The 26,145-nt window shown below is 56.1% G+C and carries 16 protein-coding genes, 1 pseudogene and 1 riboswitch; of the genes and pseudogenes, 9 read left to right on the top strand and 8 right to left on the bottom strand.

Annotated features, from left to right (window positions below; translation table 11 throughout):
• Positions 1 to 19: 19 nt before the first annotated feature.
• Positions 20 to 142, top strand: a riboswitch (cyclic di-AMP (ydaO/yuaA leader).
• Between the two features lie 22 nt (positions 143 to 164).
• The 5 genes from ACTUHY_RS00690 to thrS all read left to right on the top strand — a co-directional run bounded on the left by ACTUHY_RS00690 (position 165) and on the right by thrS (position 5,356).
• Positions 165 to 863, top strand: coding sequence for a C40 family peptidase (locus tag ACTUHY_RS00690; protein WP_442826202.1), 699 nt, complete (start codon positions 165 to 167; stop codon positions 861 to 863).
• A 104-nt stretch (positions 864 to 967) separates the two neighbouring features.
• Positions 968 to 1,306, top strand: a complete 339-nt coding sequence (locus ACTUHY_RS00685) for a 7(1) septoil knot domain-containing protein (RefSeq protein ID WP_442826201.1) — start codon at positions 968 to 970, stop codon at positions 1,304 to 1,306.
• A 45-nt stretch (positions 1,307 to 1,351) separates the two neighbouring features.
• Positions 1,352 to 2,341: a macro domain-containing protein gene (locus ACTUHY_RS00680; RefSeq protein WP_442826200.1), complete on the top strand. Its 990-nt coding sequence runs from the start codon at positions 1,352 to 1,354 to the stop codon at positions 2,339 to 2,341.
• Positions 2,342 to 2,418: 77 nt separating this feature from the next.
• On the top strand, positions 2,419 to 3,054 hold the full coding sequence (locus ACTUHY_RS00675; RefSeq protein ID WP_442826199.1) for a vWA domain-containing protein: 636 nt from the start codon (positions 2,419 to 2,421) through the stop codon (positions 3,052 to 3,054).
• Between the two features lie 391 nt (positions 3,055 to 3,445).
• Positions 3,446 to 5,356, top strand: coding sequence for a threonine--tRNA ligase (gene thrS / locus ACTUHY_RS00670; RefSeq protein WP_442826198.1), 1,911 nt, complete (start codon positions 3,446 to 3,448; stop codon positions 5,354 to 5,356).
• Between the two features lie 39 nt (positions 5,357 to 5,395).
• Here thrS and ACTUHY_RS00665 read toward each other — a convergent pair whose 3' ends face one another.
• The 4 genes from ACTUHY_RS00665 to ACTUHY_RS00650 all read right to left on the bottom strand — a co-directional run bounded on the left by ACTUHY_RS00665 (position 5,396) and on the right by ACTUHY_RS00650 (position 7,567).
• Positions 5,396 to 5,635 (bottom strand): PHP domain-containing protein, encoded by a 240-nt coding sequence (locus ACTUHY_RS00665; RefSeq protein WP_442826197.1) that lies wholly within the window; start codon positions 5,633 to 5,635, stop codon positions 5,396 to 5,398.
• 93 nt (positions 5,636 to 5,728) lie between these two features.
• Positions 5,729 to 5,878, bottom strand: coding sequence for a PHP domain-containing protein (locus ACTUHY_RS00660; protein ID WP_442826196.1), 150 nt, complete (start codon positions 5,876 to 5,878; stop codon positions 5,729 to 5,731).
• Positions 5,875 to 7,005 carry an ABC transporter ATP-binding protein gene (locus tag ACTUHY_RS00655; RefSeq protein ID WP_442826195.1) on the bottom strand — a complete coding sequence of 377 codons (1,131 nt, stop codon included), beginning with the start codon at positions 7,003 to 7,005 and terminating at the stop codon, positions 5,875 to 5,877. Before ACTUHY_RS00655 ends, ACTUHY_RS00660 begins: the two co-directional genes overlap by 4 nt.
• Positions 6,950 to 7,567: an ABC transporter permease gene (locus ACTUHY_RS00650; RefSeq protein WP_442826194.1), complete on the bottom strand. Its 618-nt coding sequence runs from the start codon at positions 7,565 to 7,567 to the stop codon at positions 6,950 to 6,952. The genes ACTUHY_RS00655 and ACTUHY_RS00650 overlap by 56 nt, the downstream gene beginning before the upstream one ends.
• Positions 7,568 to 7,647: 80 nt before the next feature.
• Between ACTUHY_RS00650 and ACTUHY_RS00645 the strand changes: the two genes are divergently transcribed.
• Entirely contained in the window at positions 7,648 to 7,821 is a 174-nt protein-coding gene (locus tag ACTUHY_RS00645) for a hypothetical protein (protein WP_442826193.1), read from the top strand.
• Between the two features lie 134 nt (positions 7,822 to 7,955).
• Here the strand turns inward: ACTUHY_RS00645 and ACTUHY_RS00640 are convergent.
• The 4 genes and pseudogenes from ACTUHY_RS00640 to ACTUHY_RS00625 all read right to left on the bottom strand — a co-directional run.
• Positions 7,956 to 8,054, bottom strand: a pseudogene (locus ACTUHY_RS00640) (hypothetical protein); the annotation flags it as partial.
• A 249-nt stretch (positions 8,055 to 8,303) separates the two neighbouring features.
• Positions 8,304 to 8,708 (bottom strand): extracellular solute-binding protein, encoded by a 405-nt coding sequence (locus tag ACTUHY_RS00635; RefSeq protein WP_442826192.1) that lies wholly within the window; start codon positions 8,706 to 8,708, stop codon positions 8,304 to 8,306.
• A complete protein-coding gene (locus ACTUHY_RS00630; RefSeq protein WP_442826191.1) occupies positions 8,656 to 9,324 on the bottom strand; it encodes an extracellular solute-binding protein in 669 nt (222 codons plus the stop codon). Before ACTUHY_RS00630 ends, ACTUHY_RS00635 begins: the two co-directional genes overlap by 53 nt.
• A gap of 16 nt (positions 9,325 to 9,340) precedes the next feature.
• Positions 9,341 to 9,865: a sugar phosphate isomerase/epimerase family protein gene (locus tag ACTUHY_RS00625; protein ID WP_442826190.1), complete on the bottom strand. Its 525-nt coding sequence runs from the start codon at positions 9,863 to 9,865 to the stop codon at positions 9,341 to 9,343.
• A 394-nt stretch (positions 9,866 to 10,259) separates the two neighbouring features.
• On the opposite strand from ACTUHY_RS00625, the gene ACTUHY_RS00620 reads away from it, so the two are divergent.
• From ACTUHY_RS00620 to ACTUHY_RS00610, 3 genes are all read left to right on the top strand, one after another.
• Positions 10,260 to 12,410 (top strand): ESPR-type extended signal peptide-containing protein, encoded by a 2,151-nt coding sequence (locus ACTUHY_RS00620; protein WP_442826189.1) that lies wholly within the window; start codon positions 10,260 to 10,262, stop codon positions 12,408 to 12,410.
• Between the two features lie 24 nt (positions 12,411 to 12,434).
• Positions 12,435 to 25,241 (top strand): YadA-like family protein, encoded by a 12,807-nt coding sequence (locus tag ACTUHY_RS00615; protein ID WP_442826188.1) that lies wholly within the window; start codon positions 12,435 to 12,437, stop codon positions 25,239 to 25,241.
• A 174-nt stretch (positions 25,242 to 25,415) separates the two neighbouring features.
• The gene (locus ACTUHY_RS00610; protein WP_012938354.1) at positions 25,416 to 25,964 is read left to right on the top strand and encodes a ferritin family protein; all 549 of its coding nucleotides are present in this window, start codon (positions 25,416 to 25,418) and stop codon (positions 25,962 to 25,964) included.
• Positions 25,965 to 26,145: the final 181 nt, after the last annotated feature.

The raw sequence follows: 26,145 nt of genomic DNA, 5'->3' as shown, positions 1-26,145 counted from the left end.
AATAAAAAACGGCAAAACTAAATAAAAAAAGCCGAATCACAGCAATGTGAACGGGGGAACCAAAGTGGGGTTAATTTCTTCGGAATAGGGCATCTCGACCCGCACCCGGCAGCTAACTTCGTAGGCGTAATCGAGAGGATGTGTTTATTATATTTAGGAGGATCATGCTTGGCGTAGTGCTGGCAGCGGCTACCACCGCAGCAGTCGCATTACCTGTGCAGAACGTTTTTGCCAGTTTCAAACAAGGTCAGTCAGGCCCGGAAGTAGCGGCCATCCAGGAACAGCTCCTGATGGAAGGCTACGATATCGGGATCCCGGATGGGGTGTATGGAGCCCGGACCGTAGCGGCTGTGAAGAAGTATCAGGCCAGCATGGGCCTGGCAGCGGACGGTGTAATCGGGAACTTCACCTACAAAAAGCTCATGGGCAAGGAAATGCCTTCCCGCCGCAGATTGAATTCCAACCGGAGTTATGGTAGCAGCTATGGATATGGCAGCAGTACGGCCAGAGCACTGATCAGTACGGCCTATGATTATGTGGGGGTGCCTTACGTATTCGGAGGGACCACTCCTTGGGGCTTTGACTGTTCCGGATATACCCAATACGTATTCCGGCAGATGGGGATCGAAATCCCCCGGACGGCAGATGCCCAATACTATGCGTACCCGAAAGTCTCTTCCAGCGAGCTGGAACCAGGCGATCTGGTCTTCTTTGAAACTTACGAACCGGGACCTTCCCACTGCGGCATCTACATCGGCAACGGCCAGATGCTCCAGGCAGGGAGCAGCACCGGTGTCACCGTATCCAATGTGTTCAGCGGATATTGGGGCGCACACTATATCGGAGCGGCAAGAGTCCTCTAATGCCGTTGACCCACCAGACGGAAAGCCTGGTGGGTATTTTTTTGCATCCATGGTATAATGGGACCATAAGGACAGAAAATTCACGCAGCAGAGGAGGGAGAGAGATGGAAAAGACTACGAGGAAACTGCTGGTGCTGCTGGCTTGTATCGCCTGCCTGTTCTGGGCTTCTGCCGCCCTGGCTTCTTCGGCGGTCCGGGATGACGGGACCTTTAAGGGTATCCGGCTGGCCGGCAAGGTACGGGTGGTGGAATATAACCCGGATATCAAAGTGCAGGTGGTCACCAGCTTCCCGGATCTGAAGGTGAAAGTGGTGGATCATTTCCCATCGGAAATCGGGGAATGGCAATTCGTGGAATACGGCGAAGACTTCACCATCCAGTTCGTCACCAGCTTCCCGGATATCCGGATCAAGTACGTGACCAGTTTCCCAGGGCTGCCGTAAGAAGCAGGCAGCGTAACGAATAACGAGTAAAGAGGGAAGAGAGATATGCCATTCCATCTGATTCATGCAGATATCACAAAATTGGATACGGACGCCATTGTCAATGCGGCCAATTCCCAGCTTTTGGCGGGAAGCGGGGTGTGCGGAGCCATCTTCCGGGCAGCAGGCAGCCGGGCAGAGGGGCTCCAGAAAGAATGCCTGGCCAAGGCTCCCTGTCCTGCTGGACAGTCGGTGCTCACCGGCAGTTATGGACTCCCCGCCCGGTACATCATCCATACGGTAGGGCCTATCTGGCAGGGCGGGAACCAGGGTGAAGCAGCCCTCCTGGCCAGCTGCTACCGCTCTGCGCTGAGTCTGGCCTGGGAAGCCCATTGCCGTTCCATCGCCTTTCCCTTGATTTCTTCCGGCATCTTCGGCTATCCCAAAAGAGCAGCCCTCCTGGTCGCCCGGGAAGCCATCACCCGGTTCCTGGAAGACCATGAAGAAATGGAGGTCTATCTGGCCCTCCTGGACCGGAGCGCCGTAGAGCTGGGTGAAAAGCTGGAAAAGGGACTGGAACACTATGTCCACATCTACTGCCAGCCGGAAAGCAGGGGGAGACGGCAGACGGAAACGGTTATCCAGGCTTTCCAGGCGCTGTCTCTGGAACATGCCATGGCTTCCGAGGCTTCCCGCTCTCTGGAAGACGATGTGAACCACCTGGCGGAAAGTTTCAGCCAGCAGCTCTTCCGGCTCATCGACCAAAAGCATTATGGGGATGTGGAAGTGTACAAACGGGCCAATATGGACCGGAAGCTGTTCTCCAAGATCCGCAGCAACCGGGGGTATCAGCCCAAAAAGAAAACGGTCCTGGCCCTGGCAGTGGCTCTCCATCTGACGGTGGAAGAAACCCAGAAGTTCCTGGAAAGCGCCGGCTATGCCCTCTCTTCCAGCCGGGAAACGGATGTGATCGTCCGGTATTTCCTGGAGAAGGGCCAATACGATATCTACACCATCAATGCAGCCCTGTTCCGATACGGCCAGCCTGAGCTGTAAATGTCGCCTGCCAGGCGACCCGAAGACCTCCTGTTTCTGTTACACTGGAACCAGCAGAAAACAAGGAGGTCTTCATCATGAAAGATTTTGCAGAATTGGTTTGCATCCTGGATAAGAGCGGATCTATGAGTGGGTTAGAAAAGGAGACACTGGGCGGTTTCAACGGGTTCCTGGAAAAACAGCAGGCTATGGAAGGGGAAGCCGTCCTGACTACGGTGCTGTTTTCCGATGACATCCAGGTGCTCCATGACCGCTGTCCGGTGAAAGGGGTGCGTTCCCTGACGGGCCGGGATTATGAGCCAGAAGGATGTACGGCGCTTTTGGATGCCCTGGGCAGGACCCTGCGCCGGGTGCGGGAAAATCAGCGTCGGCTGGTCCCTGCCTACCGGCCGGAGCGGACCATTGTGGTGGTGATCACTGACGGGATGGAAAATGCCAGCAGGGAGTACACCCTGGGCCGGGTACGGAAACTGATCGCTCAGTGCAAAGAGGCCGGCTGGGAGTTCCTGTTCCTGGGAGCCAATATGGATGCGGTGGCGGAAGCGGCCAAAATGGGCATGGAAGCCAATGACGCAGCCAATTATGTGAGTGACGCCAAGGGCAGCGGGATGGCTTACAGAACGGTGGGGGAAACGGTCCAGTTCCTGCGCCAGGGAGGCCGGAGGACCGATGCGTCCTGGAAGAAGGATCTGGAAAGCTATCAAGGGAAGTGACGCTGTAAGAGGACTCTCTGGGGACCTTCCTGGCGGGAGCCTGAAATGTACCGATCTTGGGGAAATTTTCCTTGACAAAGTTTTTGCCGGTGGTATAATGTAAACAATTTCAAAGAACCCATGGTGATGACAAGGACAACCTGTCAAGGATACGGTACAGAGAAGCCCGGCAGCTGAGAAGGGCCTGGAGACGAATGACAGCCAACCACCTTTGAGCCATCTGCTGAACCAAGTAGGCAAGATCGTATGTCCTGCGTTAAAGGATGCCGAGAGGATCCGGATTTCCGGGTCAATGAGGGTGGAACCGCGAGCTTATGGCCCGTCCCTTTGTGGGACGGGTCTTTTTCTATGTCCGTCCTGATCTTGCAGGGAATATAAGGAGGAAATAGTTATGTCCAACATCAAAGTCAGTCTGCCCGATGGCAGCGTGAAAGAATTCGAAGCTGGCAGCTCTCTGCTGTCCATTGCCAAGAGCCTGAACCAGAAACTGGGGAAGACCGCTCTCCTGGCCAAAGTAGATGGGGAAAACAAAGACCTGAGCGATGTGCTGGATCATGATGCCCAAGTGGAATTCGTGACTCCGGACAGCGAAGAAGGGCTCCATGCCATCCGCCATACGGCTTCCCATGTGATGGCCCAGGCCATCCAGCACCTGTTCCCGGGCACCAAATTCGCCATCGGGCCGGCCATTGAAAAAGGCTTCTACTACGACCTGGACAGCGACCACGTGTTCACGCCGGAAGATCTCCGGGCCATCGAAAAGGAAATGAGCAAGATCATCAAAGCCAACTATCCCCTGGTGCGGAAGGAACTGCCCAGAGCGGAAGCCCTGGCCAAATTCAAGGCAGAAAATGAACCGTATAAAGTGGAATTGATCGAAGACCTGCCGGAAAATGCTGTGATCAGCACCTATACCCAGGGGGACTTCACGGACCTGTGCGCCGGCCCTCATTGCCCGTCCACCGGCCGGGTGAAGGCTTTCAAGCTCATGAGCATCGCCGGTGCCTACTGGCGGGGCGATGAACACAACAAGATGCTCCAGCGGATCTACGGCACGGCTTTTGCCAGCAAGGAAGACCTGGAAGCCTACTTGCACATGATGGAAGAAGCAGAAAAACGCGACCACCGGAAACTGGGCAAACAATTGGGTCTCTTCATGCTCAGTGATTATGGCCCCGGGTTCCCCTTCTTCCTGCCCAACGGCATGATCATCCGGAACACCCTGATCGACTACTGGAGAGAAGTCCATCGCAGATATGGCTACCAGGAAGTCATGACCCCCATGATCATGAACCGGCAGCTGTGGGAAACTTCCGGCCACTGGGATCATTATAAAGAAAACATGTACTTCACCCAGATCGATGGGGAAGATTACGCCATTAAACCCATGAACTGCCCGGGCGGTATGCTGGTCTATGCCAACGAACCCCATTCCTACAAGGAACTGCCTCTGCGGGTAGGCGAACTGGGCCTGGTACACCGGCATGAACTGTCCGGCGCTCTCCACGGCCTGTTCCGGGTCCGTTGCTTCACCCAGGACGATGCTCACATCTTCATGATGCCCAACCAGATCGAAGACGTGATCCAAGAGACCATCCGTCTGTTCGACGAAGTATACGCTACCTTCGGCCTGACTTACCATGCAGAACTGTCCACCCGTCCGGACAACTCCATGGGGGACGATGCCACCTGGGAAATGACCACCAACGCCCTGCGGAAAGCCATGGATGACTTCGGCCTGAAGTATTCCATCAACGAAGGGGACGGCGCCTTCTATGGCCCGAAGATCGACTTCCATCTGAAGGATTCTATCGGCCGGACCTGGCAGTGCGGCACCATCCAGCTGGATATGCTGCTGCCGGAAAAATTCAACCTGACCTACACCGGGGAAGACGGCCAAAAACACCGTCCTGTGATGATCCACCGGGTGGTCTATGGATCCATCGAACGGTTCATCGGCATCTTGATCGAGAACTACGCCGGCGCCTTCCCGGCTTGGCTGGCTCCGGAACAGGTACGGGTGATGCCCATCACGGATAAGTACAACGACTATGCCAAATCCATCGTGGATAAGATGGAAAGCCAGAAGATCCGGGCCCACCTGGATGACCGGAACGAAAAAATCGGCTACAAGATCCGGGAAGCCCAGATGAAGAAGGTTCCCTATATGCTGATCGTCGGCGAAAAAGAAGTGGAAAGCGGCACGGTTTCCGTCCGCAGCCGGGACAAGGGAGAACAGGGTGCTATGCCCGTGGACGAATTCATCGCCAAACTCCAGGAAGAAATCAAGGATCGGAAGTAAAAAAGGGGGGCTGTTGCATGAGCAACAGCCCCCCTTTTTTTATTTTTTCACCACCCACTCCAAATGGTCCAGGCTGGTGTTGGCGATCAGGTCTTCGGGGAACTGGGCTGTTTCCAGGAAGTTCCGTGCGAGAGACAAGTTCCTTACATCGTACCAGATATGGGCGTCGCTGCCGGCAATGACCCGGACCTCATACTGCCGGCACAGTTCCAGGAGCCGGGGGATGTTATGGTCCGCATGGAGCCTGCCGGTCTTTCCGGAGGCGGAGGCACTATTCACTTCTAGTACGATGTCTTTCTCTTTAGCGGCCCTGGCCAGTCGGGGCAGATCCAGGGGATACCGGTCATCATCTGGGTGGCCGATGATCTTGACTCAGGGATTGTCCATGGCGCCAATCAGGGCATCGGTGTTCTCTTCCTGGGTGCCGGGACGGATGCAGGCGGAATGGAGACTGGCGATGACGTAATCCATCTCCTGCAGGAGTTTTTCTTCCATATCCAGCCTGCCAGAGTAATCCATCACATTGGCTTCCACCCCCCCCCCGAAAGATCCGGACCCCCAAAATCTCCCGGCCGATGGCCCGATAGTTGCTGAAGAACTTGGGTGTGGGGGCTCCTTCCATGGCACTGGTATGGTCCGAAGTCCCCAGGGCCAGCAGTCCTTTTTTCCGGGCTTCTTCGATATTTTCCTTCAGGGTACTGAAGGCATGGCCGCTGCTTACCGTATGGGTGTGCAGGTCGAACAAAAGTTCCATCTTGCTTCTTTCTCCCTTTTTCCCTTCTGGAGATCCGGAACTGTTCCGGCCGGACGGGATAATATCCACGGGTACGGAACAGGCTGGGGATGTCTCCGGCAGGATAGATGATATCTGTATTGGCTACCTGGAAACAATCTGGCATCCACACACCGGGAATCAGGTTGCATTTGCTGACAAAAGTCGCAACGAATTCTGTCCGGGGATGGAGGTAGATTTCCTGAGGTGTGCCGATTTGTTCGATCCGGCCTTTCTGCATGACGATGATCCGGTCCGCCATGGCCAGGGCCTCACTTTGGTCATGGGTCACATAGAGGACCGTAGAACCGGTGGAACGGTGGACGTCCTGGATCACCCGGCGCATGCTCAGTTTCAGTTCGGCATCCAGGGCACTGAGAGGTTCATCCATGAGCATCAGGGAGGGGAGGCCTACCATCATCCGGGCCAGGGAGACCCGCTGCCGCTGGCCACCGGACAGCTTCCCAGGGTAACGGTCGGCCAGTTCCGTCAGGCCCATGCTTTCCAGGGCCTGTTCCACGGCTTTTTCCTTCTCCTCTTCGCTGAGTCCTTTCTGCCGGCGGCTTTTCATGGGGAATTCCACGTGCTGCCGGACCGTCATATGGGGCCACAGGGCAAAAGACTGGAAAACCATGCCCAGATCCCGTTTCTCCACGGGCACCATGGTCCCCTCTCCGGAATAGACCTGCTGATCCAGACGGACAACGCCGCTGGTGGGCTCCAGGAAGCCGCCGATGATCCGCAGCAGGGTGGATTTCCCGCAGCCGGAAAGCCCCAGGATGGCGATGAATTCTCCTGTCTTGATTTCCAGGCTGATGTCTTTAAGCGCCTGTGTCTTCCCGAACCGCTGATTGATGTGTTCCAGATACAAACTCATATTTTCGGTTTCCTTTCTTATGCAGATTCTCCAGCCAGGTGAGCCCATAGCCACCCAGGATCAGTGCCGTGATCAGGGTGGAAAGGGCGGCGGCCAGGTTGTAGTCCCCGGCCTGCTGGAAATTGAAGATGGCAAGGCCGATGGTCCGGGTCCCGGCACTGGCCAGCATGGAGGAGAGGGTCAGTTCCGTCAGGGCGGAAATGAAGATCAGGGCAGTGCTGGCCACACAAGGCCGCAGCAGAAGGGGCAGCAGCACCTGGCACCAAAGAGTCCGCCAGTCTCTCCCAGAGGCCAGCACCGCGTCTTCCAGTTCCGGATTGATGGCCAGGAGGGCGTTGGTGCTCCCTTTGATTTGGAGGATCATGTACCGGGTCACGTAGGCGATGAGAAGGAGCCCCATGGTCCCGTAGATTCCCGGTTTGATGCCGGGCAGGGGTTCCACCCAGTGGAAGATTTCTGCCAGGGCCAGGACGATGCCAGGCAGAGCATAGGCCTGGGCTGCCCCCCCCCCGTTCTGCCAGCAGGGCGGCCAGGCTGTGCCGGCGCAGTTTCCAATAGGCAATCAGCGTCCCTGCCACCAGGCAGATAGCCCCTGCCGTCGAAGCCAGCAGCAGGCTGGTTTCCAGGGCATCCATCACCCCAGTGCTGGAAAAGACGAACTGGAAATTCTCCCAGGAGAAATTATCAGCCGTGGCCGGGAGGGCTTCCTTCAAGTTTATGCGGCGCCAGGTCTCCCAGCTGGAAAAGCCGCAGGAACGGGTGGCCAGGTCCAGATCCACCGGGACCTTCCGCAGGAAATGGATGACGCTCAGGTAGACCACGGGCATATTCACGATTCCCAGGACAAACAGGATCCCGCCCCGGGTGTAGAGGTTGACCCCTGCAAAGCCCAGTCCTCGCAGGAAAAGATTGATCCTGCCGTCTTGGAGGAACAGGCCGCTCCAGCTTAGGGTGATGATGTAGGAAGGAATGATGAAGGGGAGAAGGATCAGGAGTTCCAGGGCTTTCTTATGCCGGAGATCCGTATAGGCCATCAAAAAGCCCAACATCGTGCCTAAGAAGGTGGAAAGCACGGCGGACCAAAGAGAGATGAACAGGGTATTGTGGATGGCTTCCAAGGTCCGGGAATCTTGGAAAAGGACTTGGAAGTTGGTCAATCCCCAGCCTCTGGGGATCCGGAGGCTCATAGAGATCAGCCGCAATACAGGCGCTGCAAAAAAGAGGAACAGCAGCAGATAGAACAGCAGGGTACCGCTCTGCCTCAGGAATGATCGTCGCTGCATGGATTCCACGCCTCCTTATTTCTGGAACAGCGTGGTGAAACGCTCCTTATCAGCCGACCGGTTTTGGAACAGGTCGGCGACACTGACGGTCAGGGCTTTGAAATCGGTGATGGCTTTCAGCCCTTCCGGCGGCTGGACACCTTCTTTCACCGGGGTATAGCCCATCTTGGCAGCAGTCTCCTGGCCTTTCTTGGACAGCACGAAATCGATGAAAGCCTTGGCAGCGTCTTTATTTTTTGAAGACTTCAAGAGGCCGATGGGTTCGGTCACATCTGGAGAACCTTCTGCCGGGTAGATGAATTTAACCGGCGCACCCTTTTTCCGGGAGTTGTTGGCCATGTAATCGGCAATCAGCCCATAGGCTTTTTCACCGGCCACCACAGCCTTCTGGACGGCTCCGTTGCCTTTGGTGACGGTCATGCCGTTCTTCTTCAGGGCTTTGTAATAGGGCCAGCCCATGCCCTGGGTGCGGGTGATGACGCCTAGGTTGTAGGCAGGCAGCCCCGGAATACAGGGGAGAAGGCATGATGGCATTGACAGCAAATTCAGGCTTGGCCAGGTCGGCGAAGGCTTTGAGATCTCCTTTTGCCTTGGAGGTATTCACGATGATTCCGGTGGTGATGACTTTCGTTCCCGTATAGGTGTGGTCCTTGTCGATGTATGCTTCTGGGATCCCTTTCAGTTCCGGAGAAGCATATTTTTCCAGCATATCCTTTTGTTTCAGCTGCTCGAAGGTGACGTTGTCTGATACTAGCAGCACATCTGCCTGGACGCTGCCGGCGGTCTGCTCTGCCAGGACTTTGCTGACCACTTCTTCCGTACCGGAACGGAAGACTTTCACCTTGATATCCGGATGATCTTGATTGAAGGCTGCAATGAGCTTCTGGGCATCCGCTTCCGGCTGGGAGGTATAAAGGACGATCTCCCCGCCTTTCCCGTCTCCTTTTTTGTCCGCCGAACCGCTACAGCCTGCGGCAGAGAACAGGGCCAAACCAGCCAGAGCCAAAACCAGCGCTTTCTTTTTCCAATTACACATGTTCAATGATGCCTCCTTATTCTTGTAAAAAGAAGAAGAAAGAGAAAAGGGAACCGATGACTTCCTCCATGGAAGCCGGATCCGTTACGAATTCTTTTTTGATTTTCTCCATGATTTCCAGTGAAACCGGCATCTGGAGGGAATGGGCAGTGGCGGCGATTCGGTGGAGGGACTGCTGCAAGAGTCGGACGCTTTCTTCCCGCCAGCAGACCATGGTCATATGCCCTGGATGGACCGTGACCTCCCGGGCCCCGATCCGGGAAGCCAGTTCCAGGGAACGGATCACCTGTTGGACGGAAGCTTCCCGGATGCCCGCATTGGCGGAAGCCAGGTTCAGGTCCCAGCTGCAGGCGTGGACGGTGCTTTCCAAACCATATTTCTCCACATAACGGAGATATTCAGCTCCCTGGAAGTTTTCCAAGAAGAACTGCTGGGCCCAGAGCTCCAGACCAGCCAGTCCATTTTGATGGACTAACGGCAGGATTTCTGAAAGTGGGAACCCCAAAACAGCGTAGATGATACAAAAATTTTGTCCATGCAATGCCTCCTTATGGCTGATGCTTCTATCCATCATTGTAAAAGGGCAATGTAAAAGGTCTGACAGGAAAACGTAAAAAATGGGAAAAAGCTAGACTGGGAAGCCTGGCTGATAGAGGACGTGGAACTTGTCACCCACCCCATGTTATGCTATCATTAAAGATACATTCAAGATTTGTGTATATACCAAAATCTATAACAAACAGAGAGAAGTTCCGGGGGCTTCTTCTGGTTGCGGTAAGCAGCTCCGGCTGCTTTTTCTAGGAGAAACACTGACTTTCCGGTCAGTTACACAAATTCATTTTCATTTTGGAAACTGATGAGAAGCATCCTTCTGGTCCTCTAGGACCGGAAAGGGGCTTTTTCTGCTTGTTTACACGGGGAGGAGTTTTCCAGCTATGAACAAGATCTACAAAGTCATTTGGAGCAAAGTCCGCTGCACCTGGGTCGTCGTATCGGAAATCGCCCGGAACCACGGGGCCAAGGGCAGATCCGTCCATGAGGGAAGAAAAGGGATTTCTCTCTTGGCCAGGGCCCTGTTGTTGGGACTGCTGACGGGAAACGGGACAGCTTGGGCGGGGACGACCTGGAATGACTATGGAATGTTTACCAAAGGCCTGACGATTGGAGAACAAAGCAATGTGACACAGGGGTATCTGACTTCTTATTCCCCTGCAAATTTCTGGGGTTCTGTAACCTTTAATGGTGATGTTACCTTTGCCAAAGGATTTTCTGATTTGGTGGTCAATGGGATGCATATCGATTACAATAATTCTTCCCATTCTTTTAGCTTAGGTCAGACGTATCACAAGGACAACACATCCAACTATACAATTTCTTTAGGAGAGACTTTTAGTGGAGGTGACTATAGCTTTGTAGCAGGGAACCAGGCCCAAGCTGGCAAATACAGCGTGGTCATCGGCAGCGGTGCCAACGGTGTCAAACCGTACACGGTCGTTCTGGGCCCCAATACCCAGGCTGAATCCAGCAGTATCGTATTGGGAAATGGTGCAAAGACTTACCGCAACAATGGGATTGCTATCGGGGCGGCTGCTGTTGATGATTCTGGGAATATTACTACTAACGGAGCTTTGGCCGGGGATACGAACAGCATTGCCATCGGGACAGGCAGTGAAACCAACCAGGGGGGCAACGGCAATATCGCCATCGGGTATATGGCACAGAATACCTCTGGTTCTGATGCCATTGCTTTGGGGGCCTTTTCCAAGAGCGACTGGCGCCTCAATGCGGGCCAGCAGGGATATGCGCCCTGGGAAGGCACAAATATAGGGAACGTCGGTAATTCCAACTTTAAAAACAGCTTGGGTTCTGCTGTTTGGAAATCCACTCAAGGCGGATTGTCCATCGGGGATATTACGGGGGATCGATCTACCTGGATCACCCGGCAAATCAGCGGCGTCGCTGCCGGCACCCAGGACACGGATGCCGTCAACGTGGCCCAGCTGAAGGCTTCCATGACCACTCTATCTTCCACGGACGGCACGGTGAAGATCACGCCCAAATACAACGATGACGGGTCCCGGACTTTTGACCTGAGCACCAGCGGCGGTTCTGGCTCTGGCAGCGGCGGCCATTTTGTCAGCGTTACAAAAAATAATACTTGGGATAATGATGACAGCCTGAAAAATGCCGGCAACTACAACAACGATGGGGCCACTGGAACCCAGTCTACCGCTGTGGGCGTCAATGCCAAGGCACAGACCCAAGGAACAGCCCTGGGCAATGGGGCCAATGCTTCCAATACGGGGACAACGGCCATCGGTACCGGTTCCGTGGCCAATGGCACCAGCAGTGTAGCCCTGGGCCAGAATGCCAGCGCCCAGAACGATAACGCCGTAGCTATCGGCCATGGTTCCGGAGCCTATGCCAACTCCGTGGCCATCGGCGGCAATGCCAGATCTACGGCAGAACGGTCCGTCCATATCGGGGCCATGACTGATTCCAATACCACCACCGGCAGTGCTTCTGTGAGCATCGGGGCAGATGCCAAAGCCACGGCCAGCGGGGCGGCTTCTTTGGGTACCGGTGCGGTGGCCAGCGGCACGGACTCTTTGGCCCTGGGCCAGAACAGCAGCAGTACGGGCAATGGCAGTGTAGCCATCGGTTATCAGACCAAAGTCACGAACAATAAAGAACACGCTACGGCTGTAGGTACATCGGCGGAAGCCAATGCCGCTGAAGGTACGGTTTTGGGGTACAGCGCGAAAGTCAATGCCGATAAAGGCGTGGCCCTGGGCAGCGGCGCTTTTGTAGCTGCAGAAAACGGCAATAAGACCAGTGTGGCTTTGGGTGCCGGTTCTCAAGTGAACAATGGGGATACGACAGGCACGGCCTCCATGGCTATTAAGGACACCTATGGGGAAGCCTCCGATTCCACTACGTATAATTTTGCCGGAACCAATCCTACCGGGACCGTCAGTGTAGGGTCTGGCAGCGGAACGACGGAACAGACTCGGACCATCACCCACGTGGCCGCCGGCCGGGTAAGTAATACTTCTACGGACGCTATCAACGGCAGCCAGCTCTAAGGGGTGGCCCAGTCCATCGAAAAAGTGGAACAAAATGTGGCCAAGACGGCTACCCGCTATTACAGCGTCAATGCCACCGATACGGGCACGGGCAGCAATTACCTGAATGACGGGGCCCACGGGCTCAATTCCCTGGCAGCGGGGAATAAGGCCCAGGCTTATGGCGTGGGATCCCTGGCTATCGGCTATTCTTCTTTGGCAGGGAGTGCATCGAATGATGATACGCTCTATAGTTCCATAGCCATAGGTCCGTACGCGAAAGCACAGGGGACAGGAGCCATTGCCTTTGGCAACAGTTCCAATTCCTCTGGTTTCGGTGGGGTGGCCTTGGGCGGCGGTGCCACTGTCTCCAGTTATGGCGGCGTGGCTCTGGGCGGCACTTCCAGTGCCACGGCTACCGGCGGCGTGGCTTTGGGTACGGGTTCCCAGGCCAGTACAGCCGCTGGCCTGGCAGGCTATCTCAGTGGCAGCAAAAAGGCAAACCAGGCTGATTCCGTATGGACATCTACCAGTGGATCCGTCTCTCTAGGCGGAGGGACCTTCAAGGTCAATTCGGAGGAGAAAATCTATACCCGTCAGATCACCAACCTGGCTGCCGGCACCAACGATACGGATGCCGTGAACGTGGCCCAGCTGAAAGCCGTAGAGCAGGAAGGGCTTTCCCTTACGGGCAACGACAACCAGAAAGTCACCCAGTCCCTGGGAGGCAATTTCAACCTCACAGGCGGCCTCACCGGGGATGCCCTGAAAGACGGGGCAGCCAGCACCGCCAACTTGGGCGTGCGGAAAAATGTCAACGGGGACGGGCTGGAAGTGGTCATGACCACTACGCCTTCCTTTGATTCCGTGACGGCCCAAAACAGCATTACCGTAAAGAATGCTGCTACAGCAGACGGGACTTCGGATATTTCCCTTAACGGCAACGGTCTTTTCATGGGCAGCAAGAAGATCACCGGCCTGGCCAAGGGGACGGACACTACAGATGCAGTGAATTTCGGTCAGTTGAGTGCCGTTTCCAGTGATCTGTCTGCCTTTGAAAATAAAACCATCCAGGTGGGAGGCAATGATGGCGGTACCATTTCCCGGAAACTGGGAGAAGACCCCATCCTGATCAAAGGCGCGGGTACGAAAGACAATGTGAAGTACTCCGGCACCAACCTGAAAACTTACGTGGACCAGGACGGCGTACTCCAGATCCTGCTGGATAAAGAGCTGTTGGAAGACCGGATCGATGTGGGCTCGGCCCTGGCCAATCCTACGGACAGCCGGGTGAACCATCCTGTGGTCCTGGGAACGGACAATACTGATGCCACCATCGGCTACGTGGGCATCAACGGGAGAAATGGCACTTCGGCGGTGATCACGTCCTATGCCGGTTCCCCCATCCCGGGCAGTGATTTTAACTATACGGACAGCGAAGGAAAATCCCGGATGACCCGCCTGGAATATACGGATCAGGCCGGCCATACCCATCATGTGGCAACCCTTACCGATGGATTGACCTTTGGGGGGGATAATTCTCAGGTGCAGATCGACAGTGAATCCGGAACCGTGACGGGGACCAATGTCATTTCCCGGAAACTGCGGGCTAAAGAGTATGGAAAAGACACTACTACCAATTACCTCCTGGTCAAAGGCGGGGCCGATGCCACCAAACTCAGTGACGGCAATATCGGGGTCCAGGCCAGCAGTGCGGACGGCTCCCTGACGGTCAAACTGAGCCAGGAACTGAAGAATCTGACCAGCGCCCAGTTCGGGACCACCACCATCGATGGCAGTGGACTGAAACTGGGGAATACGGGAATCTCCCTCACTGCCAGCGGACTGGACAATGGCGGGAAAAAAATCACCAACGTAAAGGCGGGAGATATTTCCAGTACATCCACTGATGCCATCATCGGCAGCCAGTTGACGAATATCCTGAACGCTGATGGGTCCGCCAAGGGGATTTCCTTCGGGGCGGAAAGCGCAGCAGGCTCCCATACCAACCCCACCAGTGTGGCCATCGGCGGCACCGTGATCCTGAAAGGGGCCGGCGGTGACACGAGCCACAAGAACCTGAGTACCCAGGTCACCGATAAGGGTGAACTGACCGTGACCCTGGCACCGGAAATCCAGGAAAACAAGATTTATGTAGGGACCCAGATCCCGAAGGAAAGCAGTCCTACGGGGAAGGTGAACTATCCTATCATCCTGGGCGAAAACACCGTGGGGACGGATACTTATGGCTATGTGGGCATCAAAGGGAAGAACGGTTCCCAGCTCTACCTGACGGCCGATCAGGATGCCAGCGGCAGCACTCGCCTGGACTATCTGGATGCCCAGAACAACGCCCATCTGGTGGCTTTGACCAGTGACGGCTATACTTTTGCCGGGGATACGGGTACGGCCAACACCCTGGCCCTGAACAGTACCCTGAGTATCACTGGAGGCATCAATGATGCGGGAAAACTGACCACCGGCAACATCGGTGTGGTCTCCAGCGGCAATGGCGGCTTGACGGTCCAGCTGGCCAAGAGCCTGACGGGCCTGACCGATGCCACCTTCAACAGTGGGGCTTCCCAAACGAAGATCGATGCCAGCGGGGTGACGGCCCCTGCTTACCAAGTAGGCACAAAGACCTATATCGACAGCAATGGGCTCCATGCGAATAACCAGAAAGTGACGGCTGTCCAGGCCGGGGCGCTCAGCACAGACAGTACGGATGCGGTGAACGGCAGCCAGCTCTTTGCCACCAACCAGAAGGTCAGCACCAATACAACGAATATCAGCGGCCTGACCACCCGGTTGGATGGGGCGGGCATGACCTTTGCCGGGGACAGCGGCACGCCAGTGACCAAAAAACTCAACGAAACATTGACCCTCACCGGGGGCGAAACCAGCGTCGATAACCTGACCCAGCTCAGCGACAAGAACATCGGCCTGGTGGCAGACACGGACGGGAAACTGGAAGTCCGGCTGGCCAAAAATCTAACCGGCCTGACCGGTGCTTCCTTCAGCAATGGGAACTTTACTACCCAGCTGACAGGGAACGGCCTGACCATCACTCCCCCGACCGGTGGGAACGCCGTGACCCTGACGGCCCAGAAGCTGGACCTGGGCGGTCGGCAGCTCCACGGGGTACAGGCGGGAGATGTCTCTGCCACTTCTGCTGACGCCGTGAACGGCAGCCAGCTCCATGCAGTGAAAGAAACTGCGGAAAACGCCCAGACGGAAGCCAAGAAACATTCCACCGTCAGCGGATCCGGGAATGTGGACGTGACGCCTTCTGATAATACAGACGGATCCAAGGGTTACACCGTGAACCTGAAAGATACGGTGACCCTGGGCAGCAACGGAACGGCCATCAGCCTGGATGGAACGAAAGGGACGGCATACTTTGGCACCGGGACCACTGCGGTTACGGTGGACGGAACGACGGGGGCCATCGCAGGCTCTTCCCTCCAGGTCAGCGGCAATGTCAAGGCCGGGAGCGTGGCTGTGGGTGCTATCCGTCTGAACAGTACGGCCAATGCATCCACCAATATTGCTGCCAACACCATCACCGGCCTTTCCAACACCAGCTATACCAGTACCACCCAGCTGGTGGACAACCGGGCCGCTACCGAAGGGGAACTGAGCGACGTAATCGGGAGCATCCAGAACGGCAGCATCGTCAAGGGCCTTTTGACCACCGTGAAGGAAGGCTCCAACATCAGCGTGGTGGCCGATGACCAGTCGGATCCTTCCAAGACCCAGTACACCATCGGCCTGAGCCCTGTGCTCACCGGGCTCACCATCGCCCAATTCACCAACGGCAAGACCGGGACGGAGGCACAGACGGCTGTACTGACTTCTGACGGGATCAGCCTGGGCAGCGAGGATACTTCTGCCCAATTCACCCGGACGAAGGTCAGTGCCGGGAACCAGCAGATCAAGCATGTAGCCAGCGGACTGACTGGTACAACCTATACGGATGCAGCTGACAACAATGCAGCTACCATCGGCGACTTGAAGGCTCAGAACCAGACCCTGACGGATACGGGGATCGTTTTTGCCGGGAATATGGGCGAGGGAACCCTGGCCCTGGGGAAGACGGCCAAGATCCAGGGGGCCGATCTGGCCGCTGGGACCACCCTAGCAGAGGACTATACCACCGCCAACCTGACCACAGCCACGGTGAAAGCTGCTGACGGGACGGTCACTACCACCATTTATGGGAAAAAGGATATGGCAGGCCGTTCCCTCTCTTTGGGGACCCAGGATACAAATGGCGCCATTGCCAATCCCGTAGCTGTATTGAAAGCCCAGGCAGCCAGCAGCACTGATGCTGCCCAGACCGGCCATCTGGTCCTGAAAGGAACCAAACCGGCGGATACGGTGACGGCCGCGGCCCAGACCAGTGCAGATATCTACATCCAGGACGGCAGTGATGAACTACAGCCGGCGGACAGCAAAAAGATGACCCGGGTCATGTATGCCGATGAAAGCAGCGGAACCCATGAACTGGCTACCCTGGAAGACGGGCTGAAGTTCAAAGGGGATAAAGGGAATACCTCGGCTGTTTTGCTGAACGACACCTTGACCGTGACCGGCGGGGCGGATACCAGCAAGCTCACTGCAGGGAACATCGGTGTGACCAGCGAGGGGAACCAGGGTCTCACCATTGCCCTGGCCAAGGAGCTGAAAGATCTCACCAGCGTCGCCGTAACGGGAGAGAAGTTCGCCACCACCCTTACAGGGGACGGGATGACCATCGCCCCGGTGGGGAGCGGTGCTGCGGCCAGCTCTTTAGTCATCAACGCCAGCACGGGCATCAATCTTGGGAACCGGAAGGTCACGGGCCTTACGGCTGGCACCATTGGGGCTGATTCCACCGATGCAGTGAACGGCAGCCAGCTCCACACGGTCCAGGAAGTGGCCAACCAGGCCCAGGCGGAAGCCAGGAAACATTCCACTGTCAGCGTGGGAGACAACAACCTGGTACTGACTCCTACGGTTGAAAGCGATACACAAGGGGCTGACTACGGCCTGAAACTGAACAATAAGGTCACCTTGGGGACCGGGGATAACCAGGTGGTCCTGGACGGCAGCGATACGGGGAAATCTTCTTTCGGGAAATCCATCTCCTTCGATGCCGGTACCGGAGCCATCACCGCCGGAACTTTGACCACCAGTGGCCGGGTTACGGCCAATGGAGGGGTCAATGTCGAGGATATTTCCCTGGACTCCAAGACCAACACCATTACTGGTCTGAACAACACCACCTTTGACCAGAACAATATCCTGGACAATCGGGCGGCTACGGAAGGCCAGCTGAAGAGCCTGGTGGATCAGATTAGTTCCGGGACGGTGACCGGTGGGACCACGGAACTGACCGACGGCACCAACACCCATGTGTCTTCGAAAACAGAGAATAAAGTGACCACCTATACGGTCAATGTGGATGATGCCCTGACCCATATGGCCAGTGCCACCTTCGAAAAGAAGGATGGCGATGGGAACGTTACCCAGACCAGCGTCCTGGATGCCAATGGACTGATTTTGGGGACGGATGCGGATACCACGGCGGCCCGGTTCACCCGCAGCGGCATCAGCGCCGGTTCCCAGCAGATCAAAAATCTGGGCAGCGGTATCACCGGTACGGATGGGACGGTCAGCACCTACAACACCACGATCACCGGCCAGGCAGATTACAACAATGCGGCCAGCATCGGGGACGTGCACAAACTGGTCCAGGAAAAGGCTGCTGTCGGCACCAACGTGGCCGGCAACAACAGCACCCAGGCCAAACTGGCCCTGGGCGGCACCATTTCCGTCAAAGGGTCCGATGTGGCCCTCTCGTCCACAGAGACCCTGACGGATAAACTGGCTAACGACTATTCTTCTGCTAATGTGACCACCCAGGTCACCGGCAGTGACGGGAATGTGACCACCACCGTGTACCTGAAGAAAGACCTGGTGGGCCGTTCCCTGACTTTGGGGACCATCGGTTCGGACGGGAACGTGGCGGAAAGCGACAGGACTGCCTCCCTGTATCAAGCCCAGTCCCAGGCAAAGGATGATACGGCTCTGACCGGTCATCTGTTCCTGGCGGGAGAAAAACGGACAGGAGCTGCTGTGAATCCCACCGTTACCCATACTTCTGCAGATCTCTTCGTGAAAGATGGTGCGGAAGGAGATAATGCCAAGGGGGACCTGCTGAACCCGGATTATCCGGTCACCCGGATCTACTATAAGGATGAAGGGAACTATACCTATGCCCTGGCTACCATGGACGACGGCTTCTATGCGGCGGGAGATAGTGGCAAAGCGGATATCCTGCTGAATAAGACCTTGAACCTGAAGGGCGGTCTGACAATCGGCACCGGCCAAACGGCGGATGCCCTGCTCACCAGTGGGAACATCGGAGTGGTGGCCGACAGCAGCACGGATACCTTGAACCTGCGTCTGGCTAAGAAACTTACGGGCCTGACTTCCGCTGCCTTTACCGGAGATACCACCTCCCTGACGGTGGATGGGACCGGGCTGAAGCTGACGCCCAATGCGGGGTCTTCTGCCAAAGCCCTGACCCTGACTTCGGATCAGATCGATCTGGGCGGCCGGAAACTCCAGAATGTGGGCTCCGGCACCGTGGCAGAAGGTTCTACGGATGGAGTCAACGGGGGAGACGTGTACAAGGTCCAGCAGAAAGCGGAAGCGGCCCAAAAAGAAGCGGCCAAACATACCACCGTCTCCGTCAGCGGCGATGATCTGGCTCTCCAGACCACATCGAACGCCAACGGTTCCACCAATTATGAGCTGAAACTGAAGGACCAGGTGACCCTGGGGACGGAGACTGCCAAACAGATTGCCCTGGATGGGGCAAATGGGACAGCTTCTGTGGGCCAGCAGATCACCCTGGAAGGGGAAACCGGCAAGGTGACTGCTGCTTCCTTCAGCACCACCGGGAATGTGGCGGCCGGCTCTGTCTCTGTGGGCGGCATGACCCTGAACAGCGCGGAAAGCCATCCGGCGGATAAGGATAAGACCCAGTGGGTGGATAAGGATACCCTCACCGGTCTCTCCAATGTAACGTATAAGGCGGATGAAATCCACGAATCCCGGGCAGCCACGGAAGGCCAGCTCCAGGATGTGGTCAGCAAGATCAAGAACGGGGACATTTCCGGCGGAGCCCTGACTTCTGTCAGCCAGGGTTCTAATATCACCGTTTCCAGCACGCCCAGCACCGATGGGAAGAAGACAGATTACCAGGTGAGCCTGGCCAAGGATCTTTCCGACCTTTCCAGTGCGTCCTTCACCAACGGGAAGACCGGTAGCGATGCACAGGCAGCTGTAGTGGATGCCACCGGCCTGTCCTTAGGGCAGGGAGAGGAGGCGGCCCGTTTCACCCGCAGCGGCATCAGCGCCGGCGGACAACAGGTGACGAAAGTGGGCAGCGGCCTGAAGAAAATCTCTGATACCTCCTATCTCTATGATGATACGGTGGCAGGCCAGGAAAATTACAACCACGCCGCCAACATCGGGGATGTGCGTACCCTGCTCAGCGATGCTCGGGACGTGTTCGCCGGGAACAACGGCACCACCGCCACCCTGACCCTGGGTAAGACGGCTGCTTTCCAGGGATCGGATGTGGCCCTGACGGGCAGCCAGACTCTGGAGGAAGCCCTGGCCGCTGACTACTCGAAAGCCAACCTGACGGCCCGGACTGTGGGGAACAGTGACGGTTCTGTGACCACCAGCCTATATATGAAGCAGGATCTGGTGGGCCGCTCCCTGAACCTGGGACAGATCGGCAGCGATGGAAAGGTAGCCGATCCGGCTGCCCGGCTGTACACCCAGCCTGCCAGCGATACGGACAGTACCCTGACCGGCCACCTGAAACTAACCGGAATCAAAGAGACCCAGGACGGGCAGACCAGTTCGACCTCTGCAGACATCTATGTGAAGGATGCCCTGGGGTCCGATCGGACCGACAAAAATCGGTCTGAGACCCGGCTGATGTACCGGGATGGGGTGGACCAGCGGGATCACGCTGTGGCCACCCTGGATGACGGGTTCTACGTCCAGGGGGATGCCAATCAGGGGAATACCCTGGACCTTCCGCTGACCAGCACCCTGAAGATCCAGGGGAATACTACGGCCGGCTCCGGTTTGACGGCCGGGAACATCGGTGTGGTCTCCGATGGGAAAGATACCCTGACGGTCCAACTGGCGGATACCCTGACGGGGCTGAAGAAGATCAGCTTTGCCGATTCCACCGTCAGCATTGGACAGGAAGGGATCAACGCCGGTGGCAAGGCCATCAGTGGGGTAGCAGCCGGTTCGGAAGAGACCGATGCGGTGAACGTGAAACAGCTGGATGAGGCCAAGGCGGCCGCTTCTGCGGAAGTGAAGGCCGGAAAGAACGTGACCGTGAGCAAAGACACGACCAGTGCCCAAGACGGCCATGCCATCTATACGGTAGCCGCCGACTTCCAGGGAGCCGATGTGAGCGGGTCCAATGCGGTGGTCTATGACAGTGATGCTAAGACCCAGGTGACCCTGGGGGGCAGCAATTCAGCCTCGCCGGTCAAACTGACCAACCTGGCAGACGGGACCATCAGTTCTACTTCCACCGATGCGGTCACGGGCAGACAGCTGAACGAAGTGATCACTTATCGGAACCAGACCATCAATGTGGCTGGGGATACCGGTTCTGCGGTGAAGCTGAACCACGGCAACACGCTGAAGATTTCCGGGGATCCCAATATCAGCACCAGTTCCTCTGGCAGTGATACGGCCAAAGATGGCAGTCTGCAGGTTTCCCTGGCGGATAACGTGTACGTGAAGGGCATCCACATCGGCAGTACCTATCCCAGCCACAGCAGTACCAGTGTGGACAGTGTGGCCTTGACAGCCGATGCTGCCAACCAGACAGGGATCCTGACCCTGCGGGGCGATGCCACCCATGTCAGTGACGCCTATCCTCGGGCCCAGGCGGATATTTCCGTTCTCAGCGCCGATCCGGATCAGACGTATGCGGCAGCACCTTTCCTGCAGGAAGTGTACCAGACCGACAATTCTGGTACCACGACAAAGAATCAGCCTGTGCGTCTTGCCTATCGGGATAATTACAACACGGCCCACCAGATCGCTACTTTGGACGACGGCTATGTCTTCTCCGGTGACAACGGGGACAAGAACCTGACGGAAAAGCTGAACGGCACCGTGGCGCTCCGCGGCATGGATAATTCACATGCATCCCAGATTACATCGGATACGGCCAACACGTATCTGACGAAGAACAACATCGGCGTGGTGACGAAGCCTAAGGTCCTGAACGAAGACGGCTCTACCCAGGGTGGGGAAGTGGAAATCCGTCTGGCCAAGGACCTGACAGGCCTGACCAGTGCCACCTTCACCAACGACAACGGCGATACGGCAGTGATCGATGCCAAGAACCTGAAGCTGACGCTGAACGCCCAGGCGGAGGGCAAATCGCCTGTGAGCCTGACCAGCAACGGCCTGGACAATGGCAAGAATAAAATCACCAATGTGCAAGCCGGGACTTCCGACCTGGATGCGGTGAATTACGGCCAGATCAAATCCATCATCAATACGGATGGAAATATCAAGGGGCTGACCTTCGCGGCTGGGGACAACACATCGGCTACGGTGCATCTGGGGGATACCCTGAAGATCGCCGGTGCCACAGATCAGGATGGGGCCCAGAATATCCATACTACGGTGAAGGATGGGACGATGACTCTCCAGCTGGACCGGAAAGTCCAGGTGGACGAGCTCCATGTGGGTCAGAAAGGCAGCGATGCCGCTTCTCTGACCGCCGTGAAAATGGATGGAGAGACTGGTTCCATCGGCCAGCTGCATCTGCAAGGGATGGGAAATGCCCAGGCCAATATCATGACCAAGATGGGTACTGCTTCCCTGGCCAGCACCGACGCTACCACCACCCGGCTGACCTACAACAACGGCAATGTGGGCAATACCCATGAAGTCGCCATTTTGGAAGACGGGCTGCGGTTCGCCGGGGACAACTATGTGGCAGCCAGCGGCAGCACGCTGGAACAAAACGTGGTGAAGACCCAGCTGGACCAGACCCTCCATATTACTGGCGGGCAAACCGAAACCCAGCAGCTTACAGCCCTGACGGATAAGAACATCGGGGTAGTGGCGGAAGACGGCGGCCTCAGCATCCGGCTTGCTAAAGTCCTGGATGGGATGACCGACATCTACATGGGGAACAACCGGGAAATTGCGTCCCATCTGACCAAGACCGGCCTCTATCTGAACCCCAAGAGCAGTACGGAATATGTGGCGAAGTTTACCGCCGATGACGGGATCTCTGCTGGAAACCAGACCATCAATGATGTGGCTGATGGGGTGAAGGACAGCGATGCGGCTACTTACGGGCAGCTGAAGGAAGTGGAATCCAAAGCCAGTGTGGCTACCACATTGACAGTGAACCACAACCAGCCTGAGGGCAGCCTGACCCTGACGGATACTCTGGATAAGGACGGCATCCATCATGCCTATGATGTGGCCCTCAGCGACAAGGTGACCGTAGGCAGTGCCGGCCAGTCCATCACCCTGGATGGGACGGCCAATACCATCAACGGCGGCAGCTATGTACAGTTCGGTGGGCAGCATTCGTCCGACGGCAGTGTCATTGCTAACCCGCTTACCATCGGCTGGCAGTCGGCTCCGCTGCTGGATTTGGCCACGAATGAAGAAAAAGGGTCTCAGACCGGGAACTTCATCGATGGCCTCAGCAATACCAGCTGGGATCCGATGAATGTGGGATACAGTCCCAAACGGGCGGCTACAGAAGGCCAGCTGAACGATTTGGAAAAGCAGGTCTGGGACAATCCTCTCACTTTCCTAGGGAACCACGATGCAGATAAGACTGCGGACGAAAGCCAGGGCATTACGGCTGAATTGGGCTCTAAAGTCCGGATCATCGGCACCGGCACCGGGGAGGCAGGAGATTTCGATGCATCCAACCTCAACGTCATCGCCGGCAAGACACCGGATGGGAAGAGCGATGCCCTCATCATCCAGATGAAGAAGGCGCCCAGCTTCACCACGGTCCATGCCGGGACTCCCGATGCACAGGGGGTCTATCCGGTGAATGTGGGCCAGGTGACGGTTACCCGGGATGGCAAGACGGAGACCGTGGATGGGGTGGTCATCACCGATGGTCCCATGATCACCAAAGACGGGATCAATAACTACGGGAAACAGATCACCCATCTGAAGAGCGGTGGTATCTACAACGAGGAAGATAAGAAGTACCATTACGAAAGTGATGAAGTAGGGACTAACGCTGCTACCATCCAGGATGTGAAGAACATTGCCCAGGCGGTTGCCCAGTCTGAAACGGAAGCCAAACGGGTGACCGTGAGCGGCGTCAATGACAATATCACGGTGACCCCTGCTGCAGACAATCCCAACCACTATCAGGTGAAGCTCAGCGACACCCTGAAGCTGGGCCAGGATTCCAAGAGCAATCCCAACATCCTCATCGATGGACAGAATGGAAAAGTGACGGTGGGCAGCGGCTCCACCGGGAACAATTCCGTCGTCATCGATGGGAATGGCGGGACGGTGATCATCGGCAACGGTACTAGCGGCCACCAGAAGGTAACCATCAGCGGCAATGACGGTACCATCAGCGGTCTCACCAACAGGACCATCGATGCTTCGGATTTTGCCACTAAGGGACGAGCTGCTACGGAAGAACAGCTGAAACAGGTGGCCGATTCGGTGAGCAATCTGGATAAGACGGCTTCCAAGACGGACTACCAGCTGGTGGGAGAAAAGGACAAGGAGGGGAACTATACCGGGGACTATAAGGTTTCCGATGACAACCAGGTGAAGCTCCATGTCCAGGATCAGATGCATCCGGACCAGGTGAAGGATATCACCATCGACAATGTGGCCAAGGCTTCGGATCTGGGCGATGTTTCCCAAATCAGCGAAGACATCCGGAACAAGGAGAACAACAATGTGGTGGATGCCCTGAACAACCTGAACCAGAAGGTGAAGGATGCAGCCAATGGCAGCTGGGAGAGCCAGATCGACGGGGAAACCGTGAAGAAGGTCAAGGCTGGCGACGTCCAGAACTTCACCAGCGGGGACAATATCGAACTATCCAACGACAACGGTGCCATCAAGATTGCCACCAAGAAGGATGTCTCCTTCAATAAGGTGACCATCGGCAGCGGGGACAGCAAGATGACCCTGGATAAGGACGGCCTCCAGGCCGGCAAGGTGAAAGTCTCCAGCGAGGAAATCAACGCTGGGGGCAATCGGATCCAAGGCGTGGCTGACGGGAAGGAAAAAGACGATGTAGCCACCGTGGGGCAGCTGGAGAAGATCGCCGGTTCTGCCGGACAGGCCATCAATGAACTGGGGAACCATCTGAACCGGATGGACAACCGGATCAACCGGGTGGGCGCCGGGGCAGCCGCTCTGGCAGCTCTCCATCCTGTGGAAACCGACGGCCGGTGGAGCCTTTCCGCCGGGTTCGGCAGCTACCGGAATGCCAACTCCCTGGCTTTCGGGACCTTCTACCGGGCTTCGGACAACGTCCTGTTCAACATGGGTGCCACCGTGGGCAACGGAGAGAACATGATCAATGCCGGGTTCAGCATCGCCCTGGACCGGAATCCCGCTGTGACGGGGCTGACCAAAGCGGCCATGGCCCGGGAAATCCGGAACCTGAAACAGGACAACAAGGCCAAAGATGCCCAGGTCAAGGACCTCCAGAATCAGGTGGATGCCCTGAAGAAGGAAAACGACGATACCAAGGCCAAGCTGGCCCTGATCATGGCGAAACTGGGGATGTAAAAGATAGGGGCTGTTGCATGCGCAACACCCCCTTCTTTTCTCATTTTCCCCCTTGCTTTTCCTATAAAACCTGCTATAATAAACTATGTAAAGAGTTTTTAATAAAAATTATTAAAAAGTAGCTCTTTCAGAACAATACTCTGAAAGAGCCTGTCAACAAGGGGAGGCTTTCTTATGAAAAAGTTCATTTGCAGAGTGTGCGGTTATGTGTACGAAGGGGAAGAAGCTCCGGAAAAGTGCCCTCAGTGCGGTGCTCCGAAAGATAAATTCGATGAATTGAAGGAAGGCGTAAAGGAATACGCCGATGAACATGTGGTAGGCGTTGCCAAGGGTGTGGATGAACGGGTCCTGGAAGGCCTGCGTCAGCACTTCACCGGCGAATGCTCCGAAGTAGGGATGTACCTGGCTATGAGCCGGGTGGCTGACCGGGAAGGATATCCGGAAGTGGCAGAAGCCTACAAACGGATCGCTTTCGAAGAAGCAGAACATGCGGCCAAGTTTGCCGAACTGCTGGGTGAAGTGGTCACCGACAGCACCAAGAAGAACTTGGAAATGCGGGCGGCTGCAGAACAGGGGGCCTGCGCCGGCAAGAAAGAAATCGCTACCCTGGCCAAACAGCTGGGCTACGATGCCATCCATGATACGGTCCATGAAATGGCCAAGGATGAAGCCCGTCACGGCCGTGTATTCGACGGACTGCTGGCTCGGTATTTTGCAAAATGATTCCTTCAAAAAAAGGGGGCTGTTGCGTATGCAGCAGCCTCTTTTTGCATACTGTCGATTTGCTGATTTTTGTAAATTATGGTACTCTATTGCTGAACGATATACTTGATTTTTTTACGTGAATCAGTAATTTTGCGAAAAATGAAGTAAATTATGGCAAAAAAATGATATAATAAATGAC

This window comes from Acidaminococcus nyctereutis (genome assembly GCF_052216985.1).
Taxonomy (GTDB): Bacteria; Bacillota; Negativicutes; order Acidaminococcales; family Acidaminococcaceae; genus Acidaminococcus; species Acidaminococcus fermentans_A.
The sequence above is the reverse complement of the archived record's forward strand: the minus strand, read 5'-3'. Positions and strand labels throughout refer to the sequence as shown.

Coding starts and splice junctions, on each gene's coding strand:
- ACTUHY_RS00680 (WP_442826200.1), top strand. CDS start 1,352: ATGCCATTCCATCTGATTCATGCAGATATCACAAAATTGGATACGGAC.
- ACTUHY_RS00655 (WP_442826195.1), bottom strand. CDS start 7,005: ATGAGTTTGTATCTGGAACACATCAATCAGCGGTTCGGGAAGACACAG.
- thrS (WP_442826198.1), top strand. CDS start 3,446: ATGTCCAACATCAAAGTCAGTCTGCCCGATGGCAGCGTGAAAGAATTC.
- ACTUHY_RS00635 (WP_442826192.1), bottom strand. CDS start 8,708: ATGACCGTCACCAAAGGCAACGGAGCCGTCCAGAAGGCTGTGGTGGCC.
- ACTUHY_RS00685 (WP_442826201.1), top strand. CDS start 968: ATGGAAAAGACTACGAGGAAACTGCTGGTGCTGCTGGCTTGTATCGCC.
- ACTUHY_RS00620 (WP_442826189.1), top strand. CDS start 10,260: ATGAACAAGATCTACAAAGTCATTTGGAGCAAAGTCCGCTGCACCTGG.
- ACTUHY_RS00630 (WP_442826191.1), bottom strand. CDS start 9,324: ATGTGTAATTGGAAAAAGAAAGCGCTGGTTTTGGCTCTGGCTGGTTTG.
- ACTUHY_RS00675 (WP_442826199.1), top strand. CDS start 2,419: ATGAAAGATTTTGCAGAATTGGTTTGCATCCTGGATAAGAGCGGATCT.
- ACTUHY_RS00610 (WP_012938354.1), top strand. CDS start 25,416: ATGAAAAAGTTCATTTGCAGAGTGTGCGGTTATGTGTACGAAGGGGAA.
- ACTUHY_RS00690 (WP_442826202.1), top strand. CDS start 165: ATGCTTGGCGTAGTGCTGGCAGCGGCTACCACCGCAGCAGTCGCATTA.